Origin of the sequence: Rathayibacter sp. VKM Ac-2805 (assembly GCF_009834265.1) — a bacterium.
Taxonomy (GTDB): Bacteria; Actinomycetota; Actinomycetes; order Actinomycetales; family Microbacteriaceae; genus Rathayibacter.
The window spans coordinates 2048067-2065846 of the sequence record NZ_CP047185.1 but is presented as its reverse complement, the minus strand read 5'-3'; the positions used below and the strand labels follow the sequence as shown (position 1 = coordinate 2065846).

Below are 17780 nucleotides of genomic sequence, written 5' to 3'. Positions count from 1 at the left end.
CACTCAGAGTTGCGGAGTGCCAGGCTCCGCGCGGCGTCAGCGCCGCAGACGGTCGTGCCCGCGGGCACTCGGAGTCCGGCGGGAGGTCGGTCGTATGGTCACGGAGCGCGGTCTCCAGGTCCTGCGCGTGATCGTGCAGGACTACGTGGCGAACCGGGAGCCGGTGGGCTCCAAGTCGATCGTCGAGCGCCACGCGTTCGGCGTCTCGGCCGCCACCATCCGCAACGAGATGGCCCAGCTGGAGGAGGAGGAGCTGATCGCGGCTCCGCACACCTCGTCCGGCCGCGTGCCGACCGACAAGGGCTACCGCCTCTTCGTCGACCAGCTCGCCGACCTGCGCCCGCTCACCTCCGCGCAGCGCCAGGCGATCGAGACGTTCCTCGGGCAGAGCCCGGACCTCGACGAGGTGCTGGTCAAGACCGTCCGCCTGCTCTCGCAGCTCACCAACAGCGTCGCGCTCGTGCAGTACCCGTCGTTCGGAGCCGCGCGGCTGCGCCACGTGGAGCTCGTCGCCCTCGCTCCCCGCCGCCTCCTGTCGGTGCTGATCACCGACACCGGCCGGGTCGACCAGCGCGTGCTCGAGACCCCGGAGGACGTGGACGACGCGCTCCTCGGCGAGATCCGCGCGAAGCTGAACACGGCCGTGCTGGGCCTCGGGCTCCAGCAGGCGGCCGAGACGCTCGGCTCCGTCGCGGAGCGCTTCAGCCCCGAGCGGCGCCACGTGCTGACGCCGATCGTGCAGACCCTGCTCGAGCAGGTCGGCGCCAACCGGCAGGACCGCCTGGTCATGGCCGGCGCCGCGAACCTCGTCCGCACCGAGGAGGACTTCTCGGGCAGCATCTACCCCGTGCTCGAGGCGATCGAGGAGCAGGTGGAGCTGCTGCGCCTCTTCGCCGAGATGACCCCGGACCCCCGGGGCATCTCGGTGCGCATCGGCCGCGAGAACGCGCCGTTCGGGCTGCAGGAGACCTCGGTGCTCACGAGCGGGTACAACACCGCGGGCGGCCAGGTCTCGCGCCTGGGCGTGCTCGGCCCGATCCGGATGGACTACTCCGGCAACATCACCGCGGTGCGCGCCGTCGCCCGCTACCTCTCCCGCCTCCTCGGCGAGGAGTAGGCCCGACCTCCCGGCCCCCGCCGGATCCCCCCGGTGCGCCGTGCCCGGCCCACCGACCCACGAACGAAGGACGAAGCCACCTGTGGCCGATCACTACGAAGTGCTGGGCGTCGACCGCGACGCCTCCGCCGACGAGATCAAGAAGGCGTACCGCCGACTCGCCCGCGAGCTGCACCCCGACGTCAACCCGAGCGCGGACGCCTCCGAGCGCTTCAAGCTCGTCACGCACGCCTACGACGTCCTGAGCGACGCCCAGCAGCGGGCGCAGTACGACCGCGGGCCCCAGGAGGGCTTCGGCGGCGGTGCCCAGGGCTTCGGCGGGTTCGGCGACATCTTCGAGACCTTCTTCGGGCAGGGCGCGCAGGGCTCGTCCCGCGGCCCGCGCTCCCGCCGCGAGCGCGGCCAGGACGCCCTGCTGCGCGTGGAGGTCTCGCTCGACGAGGTCATCTTCGGCACCCACCGCGACCTCGAGGTCGACACGGCGGTGCTCTGCGAGACGTGCCAGGGCTCGTGCTGCCAGCCCGGCACCTCGCCGGTGACCTGCGACATCTGCCACGGCTCGGGCCAGATCCAGCGCACCGTCCGCTCGCTCCTGGGCAACGTGATGACGGCCAGCCCCTGCGGCACCTGCCGCGGCTACGGCACCGTCATCGCGACCCCCTGCTCCACCTGCCAGGGCCAGGGACGCGTCCGCGCCCGCCGCACCATCCCCGTCGACGTCCCCGCGGGAGTCGACACGGGCCTGCGCCTGCAGATGCCCGGCAGCGGCGAGGTCGGCCCGGCCGGCGGCCCCAACGGCGACCTGTACCTCGAGATCAAGGTCAAGCACCACGACGTCTTCAGCCGCAACGGCGACGACCTGCTCTGCACCCTCGAGGTGCAGATGACGGACGCGATCCTCGGCTCCACGGCGTCGCTCAAGGCGCTCGACGGCGACATCGAGATCGAGATCAAGCCGGGCACGCAGAGCACCGAGATCGTCACGATCAAGGGACGCGGAGTCACGCGCCTGCGGGGCAGCGGACGCGGCGACCTCCGCATCGGCATCCAGGTCGTCACTCCGACGAAGCTGGGCCACCGCGAGCGGGAGCTGGTCCAGGAGCTCGCGAAGCACTACAAGCCGCAGAAGCCCGCGCTGACCCACTTCCAGCAGGGCCTCTTCTCGAAGCTCCGCGACCGCTTCCTGGGCTGAGCCCGTGGCGCACCACTACATCGACGAGTCGCTGGACTCCGAGGGCTTCGTCGTCGGGGGCCGGCTCGCGCTCACCGGCGCGGAGGCACGGCACGCCGCGACCGTCAGCCGGATCCGCGCGGGCGAGAGCGTCCGGGTCGGTGACGGGCGCGGACTCGTCGCGACCGCGGTCGTCGAGAGCGCGGAGCCGGCGCGAGTGGTGCTCGTCGTGGAGTCGGTGCAGGAGTCCCCGGTTCCGTCCCCGCGTCTTGTCCTCGTGCAGGCCCTCGCGAAGGGCGACCGCGACGAGCTCGCCGTGCAGGCGGCGACCGAGCTCGGGGTGGACGAGGTCGTCCCGTGGCAGGCCGCGCGGTCGATCTCGCGGTGGTCGGGCCCGAAGGAGGAGAAGGGGCGCGAGCGCTGGCGGGCCATCGTGCGCGAGGCGAGCAAGCAGTCGCTGCGCCCCCGGGTGCCCGAGGTCGCGCCGCTCGAGCAGGTGCGCGGTCTCGTCGCGCGCGCCGCGACGTCCCGCGTGCTGGTCCTCGAGCCCTCGGCGCAGGCGCGGCTCTCCCAGGTGGTCCCGGACGGACGCGACCTGGTGCTCGTCGTCGGGCCCGAGGGCGGCATCGCTCCGGAGGAGCTGCGGCTGCTCGCGGAGGCGGGTGCCGAGGCCGTCGCGCTCGGCGACTCCGTCCTGCGCACCTCGACCGCAGGTCCCGCTGCCATCGCCGTCCTCTCGGCCCGCCTGGGCCGCTGGTGACGCTCCTCCACAGCCGCCTCGGGGCGCCGGAGCAGGGTGCCGTGGGCGAACGCGGCGCCCGTCGCGCACGGGCCCCGTTTAAGATGAGTGCATGAGCGAACCCACCGTCTTCACGCGCATCGTCCAGGGCGAGATCCCGGCCGATGTGGTGTTCGAGAACGAGCGCATCCTCGCGATCACCGACATCGAGCCGAAGGCGCCCGTCCACCTCCTCGTCTTCCCGAAGACCCAGGAGCACGCCACGGTCGCCGCCCTCGCCGCCGCCGATCCCGCCCTGCTCGCCGAGATGGTGCAGGTCGCCCAGTCGCTCGCCGACGCCCACAGCAACGGTCAGTTCCGCCTCGTCTTCAACTCCGGCGAAGAGGCGGGCCAGACCGTGTTCCACGTGCACGCCCACGTCCTGGGCGGCCACCAGACGGAAGGCTCCCTTGCCACCGGTTGAGAACACGGGCGCGAGCCCCGACGAGCGTCCCGCCCCCGGCGCGGACGCGTCCGAGACGACGCGGCGCGTCGTCGCCGTCGACGGAGTCGCGATGGTGCGCCTCCTCGGACCCCAGGACCGCCTCATCCGAGCGGTCGAAGGACGATTCCCCGATGTCCGGGTGCACGTGCGCGGCAACGAGGTGACGCTCGACGGCGAGCGCGAGCCCGTCGCCGCGGCGACGCGCCTGGTGGAAGAACTGGTGCGCATGACCGCGAGCGGGCACGATCTCGACCCGGAGGGCGTGCGCGAGTCCGCCCGCATCCTGCAGAACGGCGGGCCGGTGAGCCCGGCCGAGGCGTTCGGCCAGGCCATCCTCACGGCGCGCGGACGGAGCGTGAGGCCCAAGACGCTCGGGCAGCGCGAGTACGTCGACGCGGTCGATCAGAACACCATCGTCTTCGGCATCGGCCCGGCCGGAACCGGCAAGACCTACCTGGCGATGGCGAAGGCCGTGCAGTCGCTGCAGCGCAAGGAGGTCGAGCGGATCATCCTGACCCGCCCGGCGGTCGAGGCGGGGGAGCGGCTGGGCTACCTGCCAGGCTCGCTCACCGACAAGATCGACCCGTACCTGCGCCCGCTCTACGACGCGCTGAACGAGATGATGGACCCCGAGATCGTCCCGAAGCTGCTCGCGGCCGGCACGATCGAGGTCGCACCGCTCGCCTACATGCGCGGGCGCACGCTCAACAACTCGTTCGTCGTGCTCGACGAGGCGCAGAACACGACGCCCGAGCAGATGAAGATGTTCCTCACCCGCCTCGGCTTCGGCTCCAAGATGGTCGTCACCGGCGACATCACCCAGGTCGACCTGCCGACCGGCGCGAGCGGACTCCGCCTCGTGACGCGCGTGCTCGACGGCATCGACGACATCCACTTCTCGCGCCTGACCAGCGAGGACGTGGTGCGCCACAGCCTGGTCGGCCGCATCGTGGACGCGTACACCGAGTACGACCAGCAGAAGCAGGCGCAGCACTTCGAGCGCGAGCAGGCCCGGGAGTTCGCGAACCGAGCCGAGCGCCGCGGCCAGGCCGCCCGCCCGCCCGGCGACCGCCAGCCTCCGCGCGGCTGAGCCCGCCCGCCCCTCCCGAACCGAAGGAAGACCCGCCCCCGTGAGCATCGAGATCAACAACGAGTCGAGCGTCCCCGTCGACGAGGCCGCCCTGCTGCGCCTCGCCGGCTACGCGCTCGACTCGCTCCACGTGCACCCCGACGCCGAGCTCGCGATCGTGCTGGTCGACGAGGGCGCGATGGAGCAGCTGCACGTGCAGTGGATGGACGAGCCGGGGCCGACCGACGTGCTCAGCTTCCCGATGGACGAGCTGCGTCCCGGGACCGAGGACGAGCAGACCCCCGCGGGGCTCCTCGGCGACATCGTGCTCTGCCCGCAGGTCGCGCAGTCCCAGGCCGAGTCGGCCGGCCACTCCGTGCTCGACGAGCTGCAGCTGCTGACCGCCCACGGGCTCCTGCACCTGCTCGGCTTCGATCACGCCGAGCCGGAGGAGGAGCGCGAGATGTTCGGCATCCAGCGCGACATCCTGGTCGGCTTCCACATCAGCGAGCGACGCCGCTAGAGCGCGCCGTGCCCACTCTCCAGCTCCTCATCGCCGCCCTCGCGCTCGTCGCCGTCGGCGGCTGGTTCGCCGCGACCGACGCCGCACTCGGTGTCCTCTCGCGCAGCGACCTGCTCGACATGGCCCAGCACTCCCGCAGCGCCCGCGCTCTCCGCGCGATCGCGGGCGACATGAGCGCCCACGTCAACGTCGTCAACTTCTCGCGGATCGCGGCCGAGACGACGGCCGCGGTGTTCGTCACCACGGTGCTGGTCGTCGAGGTCCCGCAGCTCTGGCTCGCGCTCCTGCTGGCGGTCCTGATCATGGCGGCGGTCTCGTTCGTCCTGGTCGGCTCCAGCCCCCGCAGCGTCGGGCGCGCGAACGCGCGTGCGGTCCTGTCCACCAGCGCCTCGCTCGTGCACGTGCTCCGGCTCGCGCTGGGTCCGGTCGCGCACGGGCTCGTGGCTCTCGGCAACCGGGTGACGCCGGGGACCGGGCGCTCGGCGGGGTTCTCCTCCGAGGAGCAGCTGCTCAGCATGGTCGACGAGGCGACCGAGCAGGACGTGCTCGAGCAGGACGACCGCGAGCTGATCCACTCGATCTTCGAGTTCAACGACACCTTCGTCCGCGAGGTGATGGTGCCCCGCACCGACATGGTGACGATCGAGGCGACCTCCTCCGTCGGCGCCGGCATGGGGCTCCTTTTGAGCCGCGGCATCTCCCGGCTCCCCGTCATCGGTGACGGCGTCGACGACGTCCTCGGCGTGCTCTACCTGCGCGACGTGGCCCGGCACACCTACGAGCGGCCGGACGACGACGACACGGTCGCCGATCTCGCGCGCCCCGCGCTGTTCGTGCCCGAGTCGAAGAAGGCCGACGAGCTGCTCCGCCAGATGCAGCTCGAGTCCAACCACCTCGCGATGGTGGTCGACGAGTACGGCGGCATCGCGGGCCTGGTGACGCTCGAGGACCTGATCGAGGAGCTCGTCGGCGACATCTCCGACGAGTACGACCGCGAGGTCGACCTCTTCGAGGAGACGGCGCCCGGGGTCTACCGCGTCTCGGCGCGCCTGCCGGTGGACGAGCTCGGCGAGCTGTTCGAGCTCGACCTCGAGGACGACGACGTCGACTCGGTCGGCGGACTGCTGACCAAGGCCTACGGGCGCCTCCCCGAGCGCGGCGCGACGGCGCGGATCGGCGGAGTGCTGCTCGAGGCCGAGCAGGCGGACCCGCGCCGTGGGACCATCTCCACGGTGATCGTCCGCCGCGATCCCGATCTGGACACCGCCGGCGAGCCCGGCACCGGCCCCGTCGCGATCATCGCGGACGGCGGCACCACCACCCCCAGCCCGAGCACGGCTCCCACCCGCGGAGCCACGGGCGATCAGCACGAGGACGCACGATGACCGACACCACTCCCGCCGCCGCTCCCTACCGGGCGGGCTTCGTGTCCTTCGTCGGCCGCCCGAACGTGGGCAAGTCGACGCTCACGAACGCCCTCGTCGGCGAGAAGATCGCCATCACGAGCTCGAAGCCCCAGACCACGCGGCGCGCTATCCGCGGCGTGGTGCACCGCACCGACGGCCAGCTGATCGTCGTCGACACCCCCGGCATCCACCGGCCGCGCACGCTCCTCGGAGAGCGGCTGAACTCGCTCGTCACCTCGACCCTCGGCGACGTCGACGTCATCGGGATGCTGTTCCCCGCGGACGAGCCGATCGGCCCGGGAGACCGCTTCATCAACGAGCAGCTCGACTCCTTCCCGCGCGCCCGGAAGGTCGCGATCGTCTCGAAGGTCGACCTCTCCTCGAAGAAGTCCGTGGCGAAGCAGCTGCTCGCCGTCTCGGAGCTGCGCGAGTGGGACACGATCGTGCCGATCTCGGCCGTGACCGAGGAGCAGCTGGACGTCCTGGCCGTCGAGCTCCTGCGCCTGATGCCGGTCTCGCCCGCCCTCTACCCGGAGGAGGCGGTGACCGACGAGGACCTGTCCTCGCGGATCGCCGAGTTCATCCGCGAGGCCGCCCTCGAGGGCGTCTCGGACGAGCTGCCGCACTCCCTCGCCGTGACGCTCGACGACATGGTCGAGCGCGAGGACGGCTCGCTGATCGACATCTACGCCAACGTCTTCGTGGAGCGCGACAGTCAGAAGGGCATCATCATCGGCAAGGGCGGCCAGCGCCTGCGCGAGGTGGGAGCCGTCTCCCGCGAGCAGATCGAGCGTCTGCTGGGCCGCCGCGTGTTCCTCTCCATCCGGGTGAAGGTCGCCAAGGAGTGGCAGCGCGACCCGAAGCTGCTGGGGCGCCTGGGCTTCTGACGCCGGAGGACGACCGCGGTCACCCTCCAGGACGACGCCCCCGGGCGCGCGGACCCGTAGCGTGGTCCTCATGCGCGCCCTCCTCGACCGACCGGCGGCCCTGCCGATCGCCGGGGCGCTGCTCGCCGCCCTCCATCTGCTGCTCGGGCTCACCGGGGTCACTCCGACCGAGCGGATCGCCGGCGGCCTCGTGCTCGCGCTGGCCCTCGCCGTCGCGGGATTCCTGCCCGCGCTCGCCCCCTCGCTCGTCGCGGTCGGCGCGCTCGCCGACGGAGGCGTCCTGCTCGGCGGCGTCCCCGTCGACGGGGTGCTCGTCGGCCTGGTCGTCCTCTGGCAGACGACCCGCCGGGTGGGCCCCTGGACCCGTGCCCTGGCGCTCGCGGGCGGCCTGATCCTCGCCGGGATCGGCGGCGTCACCGTCGCGCTCGGCCTCTCCGGCCCGCTCGATCCGTCCGGGCTCCCGGCGCGCGTGGAGTTCGTGGTCCTCGCCCTGGTCGCTCTCGCGGTCGCCTCCGTGCTCGGTGCGGCGAAGGTCCTCGTGTACCTCAACGCGCTGCGGGCGCCGGTTCTCGCGGGCGATCGGATCGACGCGCTGCTGACCCGGGTCGCCGGGCCGCAGGACCCCTTCGCGGTGGGGGTCGCCGGTGGTCAGGCGCTGGTGCTCCTCCTCGTCGCCGGCCTCCCGTTCGCCGGGGTGGAGGGCGCGATGCAGCTGCTGGTCGCGGGCGTGCTCGCGGTCGCGCTGGTGCTGCACCGGCGGTCCCCGGTCCTCGCCCTCTCGATCGCCTGGGCCGGTGCCGCCCTGCAGATGAGCGCGAGCCTCGCTCCCGGACCCGCGGATCTGGCCATCCTGGCCGTCCTCTTCGGCGCCGGCGCGTCGGAGTCGCGGCGGATGCGGATCGCGGGAGCGGTGTCGGCCGTCCTCGGCGCCGTGGTCGCCGTCGTCTACCTCGTCCTCGTCTTCGACCTCGTCGCGAGCGCCTACGACGGCCTCCTGTCGGCCGGAGCCACCTTCGGCGGGATCCTCGCGACGCTCGGCCTCTCCTGGACCATCGGACTGCTCTCCCGCTCGGTCCGCCGGGCGCGTGAGGGCCAGACCCTGCGCGCGCAGGCCGAGCAGGAGCGCGCCCGGGCGCAGCGCGAGCTCGACACCGTGGAGGAGCGCAACCGGATCGCCCGCGACATGCACGACGTCGTCGCCCACTCCCTCGCCGTCGTGATCGCGCAGGCCGACGGCGCGCGCTACCTCGGCGCCACCAGCCCCGAGCAGACCGACGCCGCGCTGCTGACCATCTCCTCCGTCGCCCGGGACGCCCTCGGCGACGTGCGCGTGCTCCTCGCCCAGCTGCGGCACTCGCAGAGCGACGGCCCGCAGCCCGGCGCCCGCGACCTGCCGGCCCTCCTCGACAGCGTGGGCGGAGCCGGAGCCCCCGTCCGCGCCGAGCTCGCCGTCGACCTGGAGGCGGTGCCGCGCGCCGTCGGTCTGGCCCTGTACCGCATCGCCCAGGAGGCGACCACGAACGCTCTCCGCCACGGCCGCCCGGGCTCGCCGCTCGACATCGCCCTGCGCCAGGACGGCGGCGAGCTCGCCCTGACCGTGCGCAACGCCCGGTGCGCCGACGTCGAGCGCGACTCCCTGCCGGGCGAGGGCCACGGCCTGGTCGGCATGCGCGAGCGCGCCGCGCTCGTCGGGGGAGTGCTCGCCGCCGGCCCGGTCGGGGACGACTTCGTCGTCGACGCGCGCCTGCCCTCCTCCCCGTCCCTCGCCCGCACCGCCCCACCCCTCGCCTCCGGAGGCAGCCCCGCATGACCGACACCATCCGCCTCGTCCTCGTCGACGACCAGGCCCTCTTCCGCGCCGGCATCCGCATGCTGCTCGGCTCGCAGCCCGACCTCGAGGTGGTCGGCGAGGCCTCGGACGGGGCGGAGGGCGCGGAGCTGGTCGCGCGGCTGGCCCCCGACGTCGTGCTGATGGACATCCGGATGCCGGGCGTCGACGGGATCGAGTCGACCCGGCGGATCCTCGCGGACGCGCAGGAGCGGCGGGTCGAGCCTCCGCGCATCCTCGTGCTGACCACCTTCGACCTCGACGAGGCCGCCGCGCGCGCCATCCGGGCGGGCGCGAGCGGCTTCCTCCTGAAGGACACGGAGCCCGGCTTCCTCCTCGCCTCCGTCCGCACCGTGCACGCGGGGACCGCCGTGGTCGCCGCCTCCGCGACCCGCGAGCTCTTCGAGCACTTCGGAGCGGCGGGCAGCGGACGCGAGACCCCGCCCGCCTTCGCGACCCTCACCGACCGCGAGCGCGAGATCTTCCACCTGGCCGCGCGGGGGATGAGCAACACCGAGATCGCGCGCGCCGAGTTCCTGAGCGAGGCGACGGTGAAGACGCACATCAGCCGCACCCTCGGCAAGCTCGGCCTGCGCGACCGCGTGCAGCTAGTGGTCTACGCCTACGAGAACGGCCTGGTCTCCTAGCGCGGGACGCCGGGGTGACGCGCCGCGGGGGCGGTGCTACCCTGACCGGGTGCGCTTCGGACAGCTCCTCCTTCTCCGCCGCGACGAGATCTGATCCTCAGGCCATCCTCGTCGCGGAGTCCGTCGTCGGCTGAACCATCCCTCGCCCGCGAGGTCGATCCGCATCCGGATCCCCGCGAGACCGCCCGACCGGCACCGCCCACCAGCGGAGCCGCACGCGAGCGGGATCGGTCACGAGCGAGAACAGACACGTGCGCACCACTGCGCCGGGAGAGCACCTCATGCTGAACAACCAGAAGCCGTCGCCCATGCCGATCGGCAAGTACCGTCCCTTCCACGAGCTGATCGCCGTGGACCTGCCCGACCGCACCTGGCCGTCGAAGCGCATCACGACCGCGCCCCGCTGGTGCGCCGTGGACCTCCGCGACGGCAACCAGGCGCTCATCGACCCGATGAGCCCCGAGCGCAAGCGCATCATGTTCGATCTGCTGGTCCGGATGGGCTACAAGGAGATCGAGGTCGGGTTCCCGAGCGCGAGCCAGACCGACTTCGACTTCGTGCGCAGCCTCATCGAGGAGGGCGCGATCCCCGAGGACGTCACCATCCAGGTGCTGACCCAGGCCCGCGACCACCTGATCGAGCGCACCTACGAGTCGATCCGCGGCGCGCGCCAGGCGATCGTGCACCTCTACAACTCCACGAGCGTGCTGCAGCGCGAGGTCGTGTTCCGCAAGGACCGTCAGGGCATCATCGACATCGCGCTGGCCGGCGCCCGCAAGTGCCGCGAGATGGAGTCGACCGTCCCCGGCACGGCCGTCTACTACGAGTACTCGCCCGAGAGCTACACCGGCACCGAGCTCGACTTCGCCCGCGAGATCTGCGACCGGGTCGTCGAGGTCTTCGAGCCGACTCCCGAGCGCAAGGTCATCCTGAACCTGCCCGCCACCGTCGAGATGGCCACCCCGAACGTCTACGCCGACTCGATCGAGTGGATGAGCCGCAACCTCGCGCAGCGCGAGAACATCGTGCTGTCGCTGCACCCCCACAACGACCGCGGCACGGCCGTGGCGGCGGCCGAGCTGGGCTACCTGGCCGGTGCCGACCGGATCGAGGGCTGCCTCTTCGGCAACGGCGAGCGCACCGGCAACGTCGATCTGGTCGCGCTGGGCGTGAACCTGTTCACCCAGGGGATCGACCCGCAGATCGACTTCAGCGACATGGACGGCATCAAGCGCACCGCCGAGTACTGCAACCAGCTGCCCGTGCCCGAGCGCAGCCCCTGGGCGGGCGACCTGGTCTTCACCGCCTTCAGCGGCTCGCACCAGGACGCCATCAAGAAGGGCTTCGAGGCGATGCAGGCCGAGGCCGAGCGGACCGGCCGCAGCGTCGACGAGCTCACCTGGGCCGTGCCCTACCTGCCGGTGGACCCGAAGGACCTGGGCCGCTCCTACGAGGCGGTCATCCGCGTCAACTCGCAGTCCGGCAAGGGCGGAGTCGCGTACCTGCTGAAGACGGACCACGCGCTCGACCTGCCGCGCCGGCTGCAGATCGAGTTCTCGGGCGTCGTGCAGGCCAAGACCGACGCCGAGGGCGGCGAGGTCACGAGCGAGCAGATCTGGACGGTGTTCCAGGACGAGTACCTGCCGGCGCCCGCCGAGCGCGCCGACGAGAAGTGGGGCCGCTTCGAGCTGCTGCGCACGAACACGTCGAGCGATCTGGGCGGCAGCATCGCGCTGGACGCGGTCCTCCGGGTGGGCGACGAGAGCGTGTCGGCCAGCTCGCGGGGCAACGGCCCGATCAACGCCTTCGAGGCCGTGCTCGAGCAGCAGGGCGTCGAGGTCCGGGTCCTCGACTACGTCGAGCACGCGCTCAGCGCCGGCGGCGACGCGCTGGCCGCCTCGTACGTCGAGTGCACGGTGAACGGCCGCACCCTGTGGGGCGTGGGCGTGGACGCCGACATCTCGACCGCCTCCCTCAAGGCCATCGTCTCGGCCGTCAACCGCGCCCTGCGCGAGGAGGTCCCGGTCCGCGAGCTGGCCGGCGCCTCCGCCTGATCGGGCCCGATCCCCGCTGTGGGAGCCGTGATGCGTCGCGGCTCCCACGGCATTCCCGTGCGCGGACCGCGCGGGACTCCGCTCCCTGCGTCCGGGTCGGCCGCCGCTAGGTCCGGCGGCGCCAGCGCAGGCGCGGCACCCCGCTGAGCGCGCGCTGCTCGGGCAGGCTCCAGCCGTAGCGGACCGCGAGCAGGCGGATGACCGTGGTCACGCCCACCGCGAGCGGCGCGGCGAAGTCGATCGTCACTCCGAAGCGCAGCGCGAGGACCAGCACGCCCGTGCCCACCGAGGCGGCGACCGCGTAGAGCGAGCCGACGTGCATCAGCGCGATCGGCCGGTTCAGCAGGATGTCGCGGACGACGGATCCGCCGACGGCCGAGACGGTGCCGACGAACACGGCCGGCACCTCCGGCACGCCGAGCGACAGGGCCTTCGTGGTGCCGATCGCGCCGAAGAGCCCGAGGGTCAGCGCGTCGAGGGCGGTGATCGTCCCGTCGACCCGGTTCAGCAGGTGCTGGAGCAGCATCCCGAGCAGGGAGGCGGTCACCGCGACGATCAGGTACGCGTCGGTGTGCAGGGCCACCAGGGGCGTCTGGAGCAGCAGATCGCGGAGCACGCCGCCGCCGAGGCCGGTGGCCGTGCCGATGATCGTGACGCCGAGCAGGTCGATCCGGCGGTCGCGGAACTCGCCCGCGAACATCGCGCCCTGGAGGCAGCCGATGGCGATCGCGAGCAGGTCGGCCCAGGCCGGGATCTCGAAGAGGGAGGCTGCCACCCGGACATCGTTCCACGGCGCGGGCCCTGCTCCGGCCGGGCTGCCGGCCGGGTGTCGGGGGTCGGGGGGATAATCGGAGGATGCCCACCTATCGCGACGAAGCCGTGGTGCTCCGCACGCACAAGCTGGGCGAGGCCGACCGCATCGTGACGCTGCTCTCGCGCAGCCACGGCAAGATCCGCGCGGTGGCGAAGGGCGTTCGCAAGACCGGCTCCAAGTTCGGCTCGCGGCTCGAGCCGTTCATGGTCGCCGACCTCCAGCTCTACGAGGGCCGGAGCCTCGACATCGTCACGCAGGCCGAGTCGCTCGGCGCCTACGGTGCGCTGATCGCCGCCGACTACGACAGCTACACGGCCGCGAGCGCGATGGTCGAGACGGCGGACCGCCTCACCGACGCGGACGCCTCCCTGCAGCAGTACCTGCTGCTCGTCGGGGCCCTGCGCTCGCTCTCGAAGCACGAGCACGAGCCGGTGCTGACGCTCGACTCCTACCTCCTGCGGGCGCTCTCGATCGCGGGCTGGGCGCCCAGCTTCGAGGACTGCGCGCGCTGCGGCGCTCCCGGGCCCCACGGCGCGGTCGTGGTGCAGCTCGGAGGCGTCGTCTGCGCCGACTGCACGCCGCCCGGCGCACCGCGGGTCGCTCCGGAGGTCGTGGTCCTGCTGGGTGCGCTGCTCACGGGAGACTGGGCCCACGCCGAGACCACCGAGCCGACCACACGGTCGCGGGCGAGCGGAGTGGTCGCCGCCTACACGCAGTTCCACCTCGAACGCGGTCTGAGATCCCTGGAGCACGTCACCCGATGAAGCCCTTCACCCACAAGGACGCCGAGCCGTACCGCCCTCTCGACTGGACCGGGATCCACCCGCCCGCGATCCCGCGGAAGGCCGTTCCGGGGCACGTCGCCATCGTGATGGACGGGAACGGCCGCTGGGCGAACTCCCGCGGCCTGACGAGGATCGAGGGGCACAAGCGCGGCGAGACGGCGCTGCTGGACGTCGTGGCCGGAGCGATCCAGATCGGCGTGAAGCACCTCAGCGTCTACGCGTTCTCGACCGAGAACTGGAAGCGCTCGCCCGAGGAGGTGCGCTTCCTGATGGGCTTCAACCGCGACGTGCTGCACCGCCGCCGCGATCAGCTCAACGAGTGGGGCGTGCGCATCCGCTGGGCCGGCCGGAAGCCGCGCCTGTGGGCGTCGGTGATCAACGAGCTGCAGTTCGCCGAGCGGATGACCGCGGACAACGACGTGCTCACCCTCACCATGTGCGTCAACTACGGCGGGCGCACCGAGATCGCCGACGCGGTGCAGCGGCTCGCCGCCGAGGTCCAGGCGGGGCGGCTCAAGCCCTCCGGCATCTCCGAGAAGACGATCGCCAAGGCGCTCTACGTGCCGGAGATGCCGGACGTCGACCTCTTCGTGCGCTCCTCCGGCGAGCAGCGCATCAGCAACTTCCTGCTCTGGCAGAGCGCCTACGCCGAGATGGTGTTCCTCGACCGGCTCTGGCCGGACTTCACGCGGACCGACCTCTGGGACGCGATCGAGCACTACTCCGGCCGCTCCCGCCGCTTCGGCGGCGCGGTCGACGTGCCGGGGGCCTCCTCGTGATCCGGGCCGGGATCGTCGGCTTCGGGCTCGCCGGCAGCGTCTTCCACGGTCCGTTCCTCGCGGCCGATCCCGCTTTCGAGGTCGTCGCCGTCTCCACCCGCGACGCCGGTCGGAGGGCGGCGGCCTCCGCCGCGCATCCGGAGGCCCGGATCGTGCCCGACCTCGACGCGGTGCTCGCCGAGCGGCCGGAGCTGGTCGTGCTCGCCTCGCCGCCGTCGGTGCACCGGGAGCAGGCCGTCCGGGTGCTCGAGGCCGGTGTCGCCGTCGTGATCGACAAGCCCTTCGCACCGAGCACGGCCGACGCGGACGCGATCATCGCCGCCTCCGAGCGGAGCGGTGCGCCCGTCTTCGTCTTCCAGAACCGGCGCTGGGACGCCGATCTGCTCACGCTCCGCCGCCTCCTGGGCGAAGGGGTCCTCGGCGAGGTCCTCCGCTTCGAGTCGACCTTCGAGCGCTGGAGCGCGCCGAAGACGGGCCGGTGGCAGAGCGAGACGGGTCCGGCCGAGGGTGGCGGGATCCTCTTCGATCTCGGCAGCCACCTGGTCGACCAGGCGCTGCTGCTGTTCGGCCCGGCGGTCGTCACGGCGGCCGAGACCCGGACCGTTCATGAGGGCTCCGCGAGCGAGGACGACGCGTTCGTCTCGCTCCTGCATCACAGCGGCGTCCGCTCCCACCTCACCATGAGCCGCGTCGCCCGGGCGACAGGCCCCCGCTTCCGCGTGCTCGGCACCCGCGCCGCCTTCAGCGTCGACGGTCTCGACCCGCAGGAGACCGCGCTCCGCACCGGCGGCGCCCGACCGGACGACGACGGCTTCGGCGAGGTCGCGCCGGAGGGATGGGGCGTCCTCGTCGACGACTCCGGCGCACACCCCGTGCCGAGCGAGCGGGGACGATACGCCGCGTTCCTCGAGCAGGTCGCGCGGTCGCTCCGGGACGGCGCTCCCTCGCCGGTGGACGTCCGAGAGGCCCGCGAGGTCGTCGCCGTGCTCGAGCAGGCGCACGCCCTCGCCGCCCGCTGACCGGGCCCGCCGCCGACGCGCCCGGTCGCTCCCCGGTCTTGGCGATCCGGCTCCGGAGCGTCATCCTCGAGAGGTGAGCACCGCACTGCCGAACTCCGCCGACCTGCGCGCGCGCTTCGCCGGTGCCCGCGGCTACCACAACGCCTGCACCCTCGGCCTGCCGCCGCGGGAGACCGTCGAGGCGCTGCGGGCGGACCTCGCCGGCTGGTCGTCCGGGGAGAGCACGGCCGCCGCCTACGGCGCTGTCGCCGAGCGCGCGCGGGCCTCGTTCGCCGCGATCGCCGGCGTCCCGGTCGACCGGGTCGCGATCGGCTCGCAGACCTCCGCCATGGCCGCCGTGCTCGCCGCCTCGCTGCCCGACGGGGCCCGCGTGCTCTGCGTGGACGGCGACTTCTCCTCCATCGTGTTCCCCTTCCTCGCCCAGGCGCACCGCGGAGTGACCGTGCGCTCCGTCGCGCTCGAGGCGCTGTCCGACTCCGTCGAGGACGGGGACGACCTCGTCGTCTTCTCCGCCGTGCAGTCCAGCAGCGGAGCGCTCGCCGATCTCGACTCCGTCCTCGAGGCGGCCGCGCGCCACGGAGTGCGGACCGCGTGCGACCTGACGCAGGCGGCCGGCGTCCTGCCGGTCGACGCCTCCCGCTTCGACGCGACCCTCACCCACGCCTACAAGTGGCTGTGCTCGCCGCGCGGAGTGGCGTTCCTCACCGTCTCGCCCGACTACGCGGCCGAGCTCGTCCCCGTGCAGGCGGGCTGGTACTCGGGGGAGGACGTGTGGTCGTCCTGCTACGGACCGGCCATGCACCTGGCCGAGAACGCCCGCCGCTTCGACGTCTCGCCGGCCTGGCAGGCGTTCGCCGGCGCCGAGGCGTCGCTCGCTCTGTTCCGCTCGCTCGACCTCGACGCGGTCTGGGCGCACGCCTCCGGCCTCGGCGACCTGCTGTGCGAGCGGCTGGACCGGGAGCCTCAGCACCGGGCGCTCGTGTCCTGGCCGGACGAGGGGGGAGCGGACCTGGAGCTGCTGCAGGCCGCGGGTCTGCGCGTCTCGGGCCGCGGCGGCCGGCTCCGCATCGCCTTCCACCTCTGGAACGACGAGTCCGACGTGGACGAGCTCGTCCGCGTGCTGCGGGAATAGCGGGGCGCCCCCTCCGTTGTCCTGGGGGTGAGTGCTGAGCCGAGCCCCCTGTCTGTCGACGTCTGGTCCGACATCGCCTGCCCCTGGTGCTACATCGGGAAGCGCCGGTTCGAGCGCGGGCTCGAGGCCTTCCGCGCCGCGCACCCCGAGGCTCCGGAGGTCGTCGTGGAGTACCGCAGCTTCGAGCTCTCGCCGGACACGCCGGAGGACTACCGCGGGGGAGAGGCGGCGTTCCTCGCCGAGCACAAGGGCATCCCGGAGGCGCAGGCGCAGCAGATGCTCGACTCCGTCACGGCGATCGCGGCGGGCGTCGGCCTCGACTACCACTTCGAGTCGGTGCGCCACGTCAAGACGGTCACCGCCCACCAGGCGCTCCACCACGCCAAGGAGAACGGACTGCAGCTCGAGCTCGTCGAGCGTCTCCTGAGCGCGTACTTCGTCGAGGGCCGCGACCTGGCCGATCCGGAGGTGCTCGCCTCGCTCGCCGGCGAGGTCGGGCTCGACCCGGCGGAGACGCGCCGCGCTCTCGAGGACCGGCGCTACCTCGGGCGGGTGCAGTCCGACATCGCCCAGGCCCGCGAGTACGGGATCTCGGGGGTGCCGTTCTTCGTCCTCGACGGGCGCTTCGGCGTCTCCGGCGCCCAGGAGCCGGCGGCGTTCACCGAGGTCCTCGAGCACGTGCTGGAGCAGCGGGCGGCCGTCGCGTGAGCGGGCCGTTCGAGATGCTGGGCGACTCCGGCGTGCCGCTGTGCGAGGACGGCGTCTGCGCCGTGCCGCAGGCCGCGGAAGCGCAGGCCGAGGTGCCGCCGATCAGCGCGGAGGCTCCTCCACGGTGATGTCGGCCACGGTCGCGCCGTAGGCGGCCACGAGGGCGTCCGCGTCGACGAAGGCGCTGCGCCCGTCGGCGCCGGCTCCCATCGCGACGCGGCGGCCGAGGATCCGCTCGTCGGCGTAGACCGGCCAGGCCGTCGTGGAGCCGATCGGGGTGATCGTGCCGCGCCGGTAGCCGGTCGCCTCGAGGGCGGCCGTCTCGTCCGGGAGGCGGAGCTTGTTCACTCCGACCACCGCGCGCAGCTTCGGCCACGCGATCTGCCGCCCGCCGGGGACGAGGGCGAACAGGTAGCCGCCGTCGTGGCGCTTCACCACGAGCGACTTCACGATGTCGCCGGGCTCGATGCCGAGCAGCGCGGCCGCCTCATGCAGGCTGCCGGCAGCGGGCCTCTCCACGATCTCGACCGCCAGGCCGCGGGCGGACGCGTCCGCCTCCAGCCGCTGCGAACCGTCCTGCACAGGTGTGCTCCCGTTCATCTCTCCACCTCTCCGCTC

Annotated in this window: 18 protein-coding genes; 16 read left to right on the top strand and 2 right to left on the bottom strand. The window is 72.8% G+C overall.

Annotated elements, in window-relative coordinates:
* Positions 1-94 precede the first annotated feature (94 nt).
* From hrcA to leuA, 11 genes are all read left to right on the top strand, one after another.
* Positions 95-1117 (top strand): heat-inducible transcriptional repressor HrcA, encoded by a 1023-nt coding sequence (gene hrcA, locus GSU40_RS09680; RefSeq protein ID WP_104223131.1) that lies wholly within the window; start codon positions 95-97, stop codon positions 1115-1117.
* 82 nt (positions 1118-1199) lie between these two features.
* On the top strand, positions 1200-2309 hold the full coding sequence (gene dnaJ, locus GSU40_RS09675; protein WP_104251191.1) for a molecular chaperone DnaJ: 1110 nt from the start codon (positions 1200-1202) through the stop codon (positions 2307-2309).
* A gap of 4 nt (positions 2310-2313) precedes the next feature.
* Positions 2314-3048, top strand: coding sequence for a 16S rRNA (uracil(1498)-N(3))-methyltransferase (locus tag GSU40_RS09670; RefSeq protein ID WP_104239705.1), 735 nt, complete (start codon positions 2314-2316; stop codon positions 3046-3048).
* 91 nt (positions 3049-3139) lie between these two features.
* Entirely contained in the window at positions 3140-3490 is a 351-nt protein-coding gene (locus GSU40_RS09665) for an HIT domain-containing protein (protein ID WP_104225201.1), read from the top strand.
* A gap of 91 nt (positions 3491-3581) precedes the next feature.
* A complete protein-coding gene (locus tag GSU40_RS09660; RefSeq protein WP_104225204.1) occupies positions 3582-4601 on the top strand; it encodes a PhoH family protein in 1020 nt (339 codons plus the stop codon).
* 40 nt (positions 4602-4641) lie between these two features.
* Positions 4642-5103, top strand: a complete 462-nt coding sequence (gene ybeY, locus GSU40_RS09655) for an rRNA maturation RNase YbeY (RefSeq protein WP_104223424.1) — start codon at positions 4642-4644, stop codon at positions 5101-5103.
* Positions 5104-5111: 8 nt separating this feature from the next.
* Positions 5112-6488 carry a hemolysin family protein gene (locus GSU40_RS09650; protein WP_104223425.1) on the top strand — a complete coding sequence of 459 codons (1377 nt, stop codon included), beginning with the start codon at positions 5112-5114 and terminating at the stop codon, positions 6486-6488.
* On the top strand, positions 6485-7396 hold the full coding sequence (era, locus tag GSU40_RS09645; RefSeq protein WP_104223426.1) for a GTPase Era: 912 nt from the start codon (positions 6485-6487) through the stop codon (positions 7394-7396). The genes GSU40_RS09650 and era overlap by 4 nt, the downstream gene beginning before the upstream one ends.
* A gap of 70 nt (positions 7397-7466) precedes the next feature.
* On the top strand, positions 7467-9206 hold the full coding sequence (locus GSU40_RS09640; RefSeq protein WP_146085502.1) for a histidine kinase: 1740 nt from the start codon (positions 7467-7469) through the stop codon (positions 9204-9206).
* Positions 9203-9871, top strand: a complete 669-nt coding sequence (locus tag GSU40_RS09635; protein WP_104234459.1) for a response regulator transcription factor — start codon at positions 9203-9205, stop codon at positions 9869-9871. Before GSU40_RS09640 ends, GSU40_RS09635 begins: the two co-directional genes overlap by 4 nt.
* A gap of 281 nt (positions 9872-10152) precedes the next feature.
* The gene (gene leuA / locus GSU40_RS09630) at positions 10153-11925 is read left to right on the top strand and encodes a 2-isopropylmalate synthase (RefSeq protein WP_104276824.1); all 1773 of its coding nucleotides are present in this window, start codon (positions 10153-10155) and stop codon (positions 11923-11925) included.
* Positions 11926-12031: 106 nt separating this feature from the next.
* Here leuA and GSU40_RS09625 read toward each other — a convergent pair whose 3' ends face one another.
* The gene (locus tag GSU40_RS09625) at positions 12032-12700 is read right to left on the bottom strand and encodes a TRIC cation channel family protein (protein WP_104223430.1); all 669 of its coding nucleotides are present in this window, start codon (positions 12698-12700) and stop codon (positions 12032-12034) included.
* A gap of 80 nt (positions 12701-12780) precedes the next feature.
* On the opposite strand from GSU40_RS09625, the gene recO reads away from it, so the two are divergent.
* The 5 genes from recO to GSU40_RS09600 all read left to right on the top strand — a co-directional run bounded on the left by recO (position 12781) and on the right by GSU40_RS09600 (position 17162).
* On the top strand, positions 12781-13503 hold the full coding sequence (gene recO, locus GSU40_RS09620; protein WP_104223431.1) for a DNA repair protein RecO: 723 nt from the start codon (positions 12781-12783) through the stop codon (positions 13501-13503).
* Positions 13500-14303, top strand: coding sequence for an isoprenyl transferase (locus GSU40_RS09615; RefSeq protein ID WP_160034760.1), 804 nt, complete (start codon positions 13500-13502; stop codon positions 14301-14303). Before recO ends, GSU40_RS09615 begins: the two co-directional genes overlap by 4 nt.
* Positions 14300-15322, top strand: coding sequence for a Gfo/Idh/MocA family oxidoreductase (locus tag GSU40_RS09610; RefSeq protein WP_160034758.1), 1023 nt, complete (start codon positions 14300-14302; stop codon positions 15320-15322). The genes GSU40_RS09615 and GSU40_RS09610 overlap by 4 nt, the downstream gene beginning before the upstream one ends.
* A gap of 73 nt (positions 15323-15395) precedes the next feature.
* A complete protein-coding gene (locus tag GSU40_RS09605; RefSeq protein WP_160034755.1) occupies positions 15396-16454 on the top strand; it encodes an aminotransferase class V-fold PLP-dependent enzyme in 1059 nt (352 codons plus the stop codon).
* A gap of 27 nt (positions 16455-16481) precedes the next feature.
* Positions 16482-17162, top strand: a complete 681-nt coding sequence (locus GSU40_RS09600; protein WP_104226692.1) for a DsbA family oxidoreductase — start codon at positions 16482-16484, stop codon at positions 17160-17162.
* Between the two features lie 102 nt (positions 17163-17264).
* Here the strand turns inward: GSU40_RS09600 and GSU40_RS09595 are convergent, their stop codons facing one another.
* Positions 17265-17762, bottom strand: a complete 498-nt coding sequence (locus GSU40_RS09595) for a YbaK/EbsC family protein (RefSeq protein WP_160034753.1) — start codon at positions 17760-17762, stop codon at positions 17265-17267.
* Positions 17763-17780 lie beyond the last annotated feature (18 nt).

Excerpts from the sequence above, each read along its gene's own strand:
- GSU40_RS09640 (WP_146085502.1), top strand. The coding sequence starts at position 7,467 with ATGCGCGCCCTCCTCGACCGACCGGCGGCCCTGCCGATCGCCGGGGCG.
- GSU40_RS09635 (WP_104234459.1), top strand. The coding sequence starts at position 9,203 with ATGACCGACACCATCCGCCTCGTCCTCGTCGACGACCAGGCCCTCTTC.
- GSU40_RS09665 (WP_104225201.1), top strand. The coding sequence starts at position 3,140 with ATGAGCGAACCCACCGTCTTCACGCGCATCGTCCAGGGCGAGATCCCG.
- GSU40_RS09615 (WP_160034760.1), top strand. The coding sequence starts at position 13,500 with ATGAAGCCCTTCACCCACAAGGACGCCGAGCCGTACCGCCCTCTCGAC.
- era (WP_104223426.1), top strand. The coding sequence starts at position 6,485 with ATGACCGACACCACTCCCGCCGCCGCTCCCTACCGGGCGGGCTTCGTG.
- recO (WP_104223431.1), top strand. The coding sequence starts at position 12,781 with ATGCCCACCTATCGCGACGAAGCCGTGGTGCTCCGCACGCACAAGCTG.
- GSU40_RS09660 (WP_104225204.1), top strand. The coding sequence starts at position 3,582 with ATGGTGCGCCTCCTCGGACCCCAGGACCGCCTCATCCGAGCGGTCGAA.
- hrcA (WP_104223131.1), top strand. The coding sequence starts at position 95 with ATGGTCACGGAGCGCGGTCTCCAGGTCCTGCGCGTGATCGTGCAGGAC.
- leuA (WP_104276824.1), top strand. The coding sequence starts at position 10,153 with ATGCTGAACAACCAGAAGCCGTCGCCCATGCCGATCGGCAAGTACCGT.
- GSU40_RS09595 (WP_160034753.1), bottom strand. The coding sequence starts at position 17,762 with ATGAACGGGAGCACACCTGTGCAGGACGGTTCGCAGCGGCTGGAGGCG.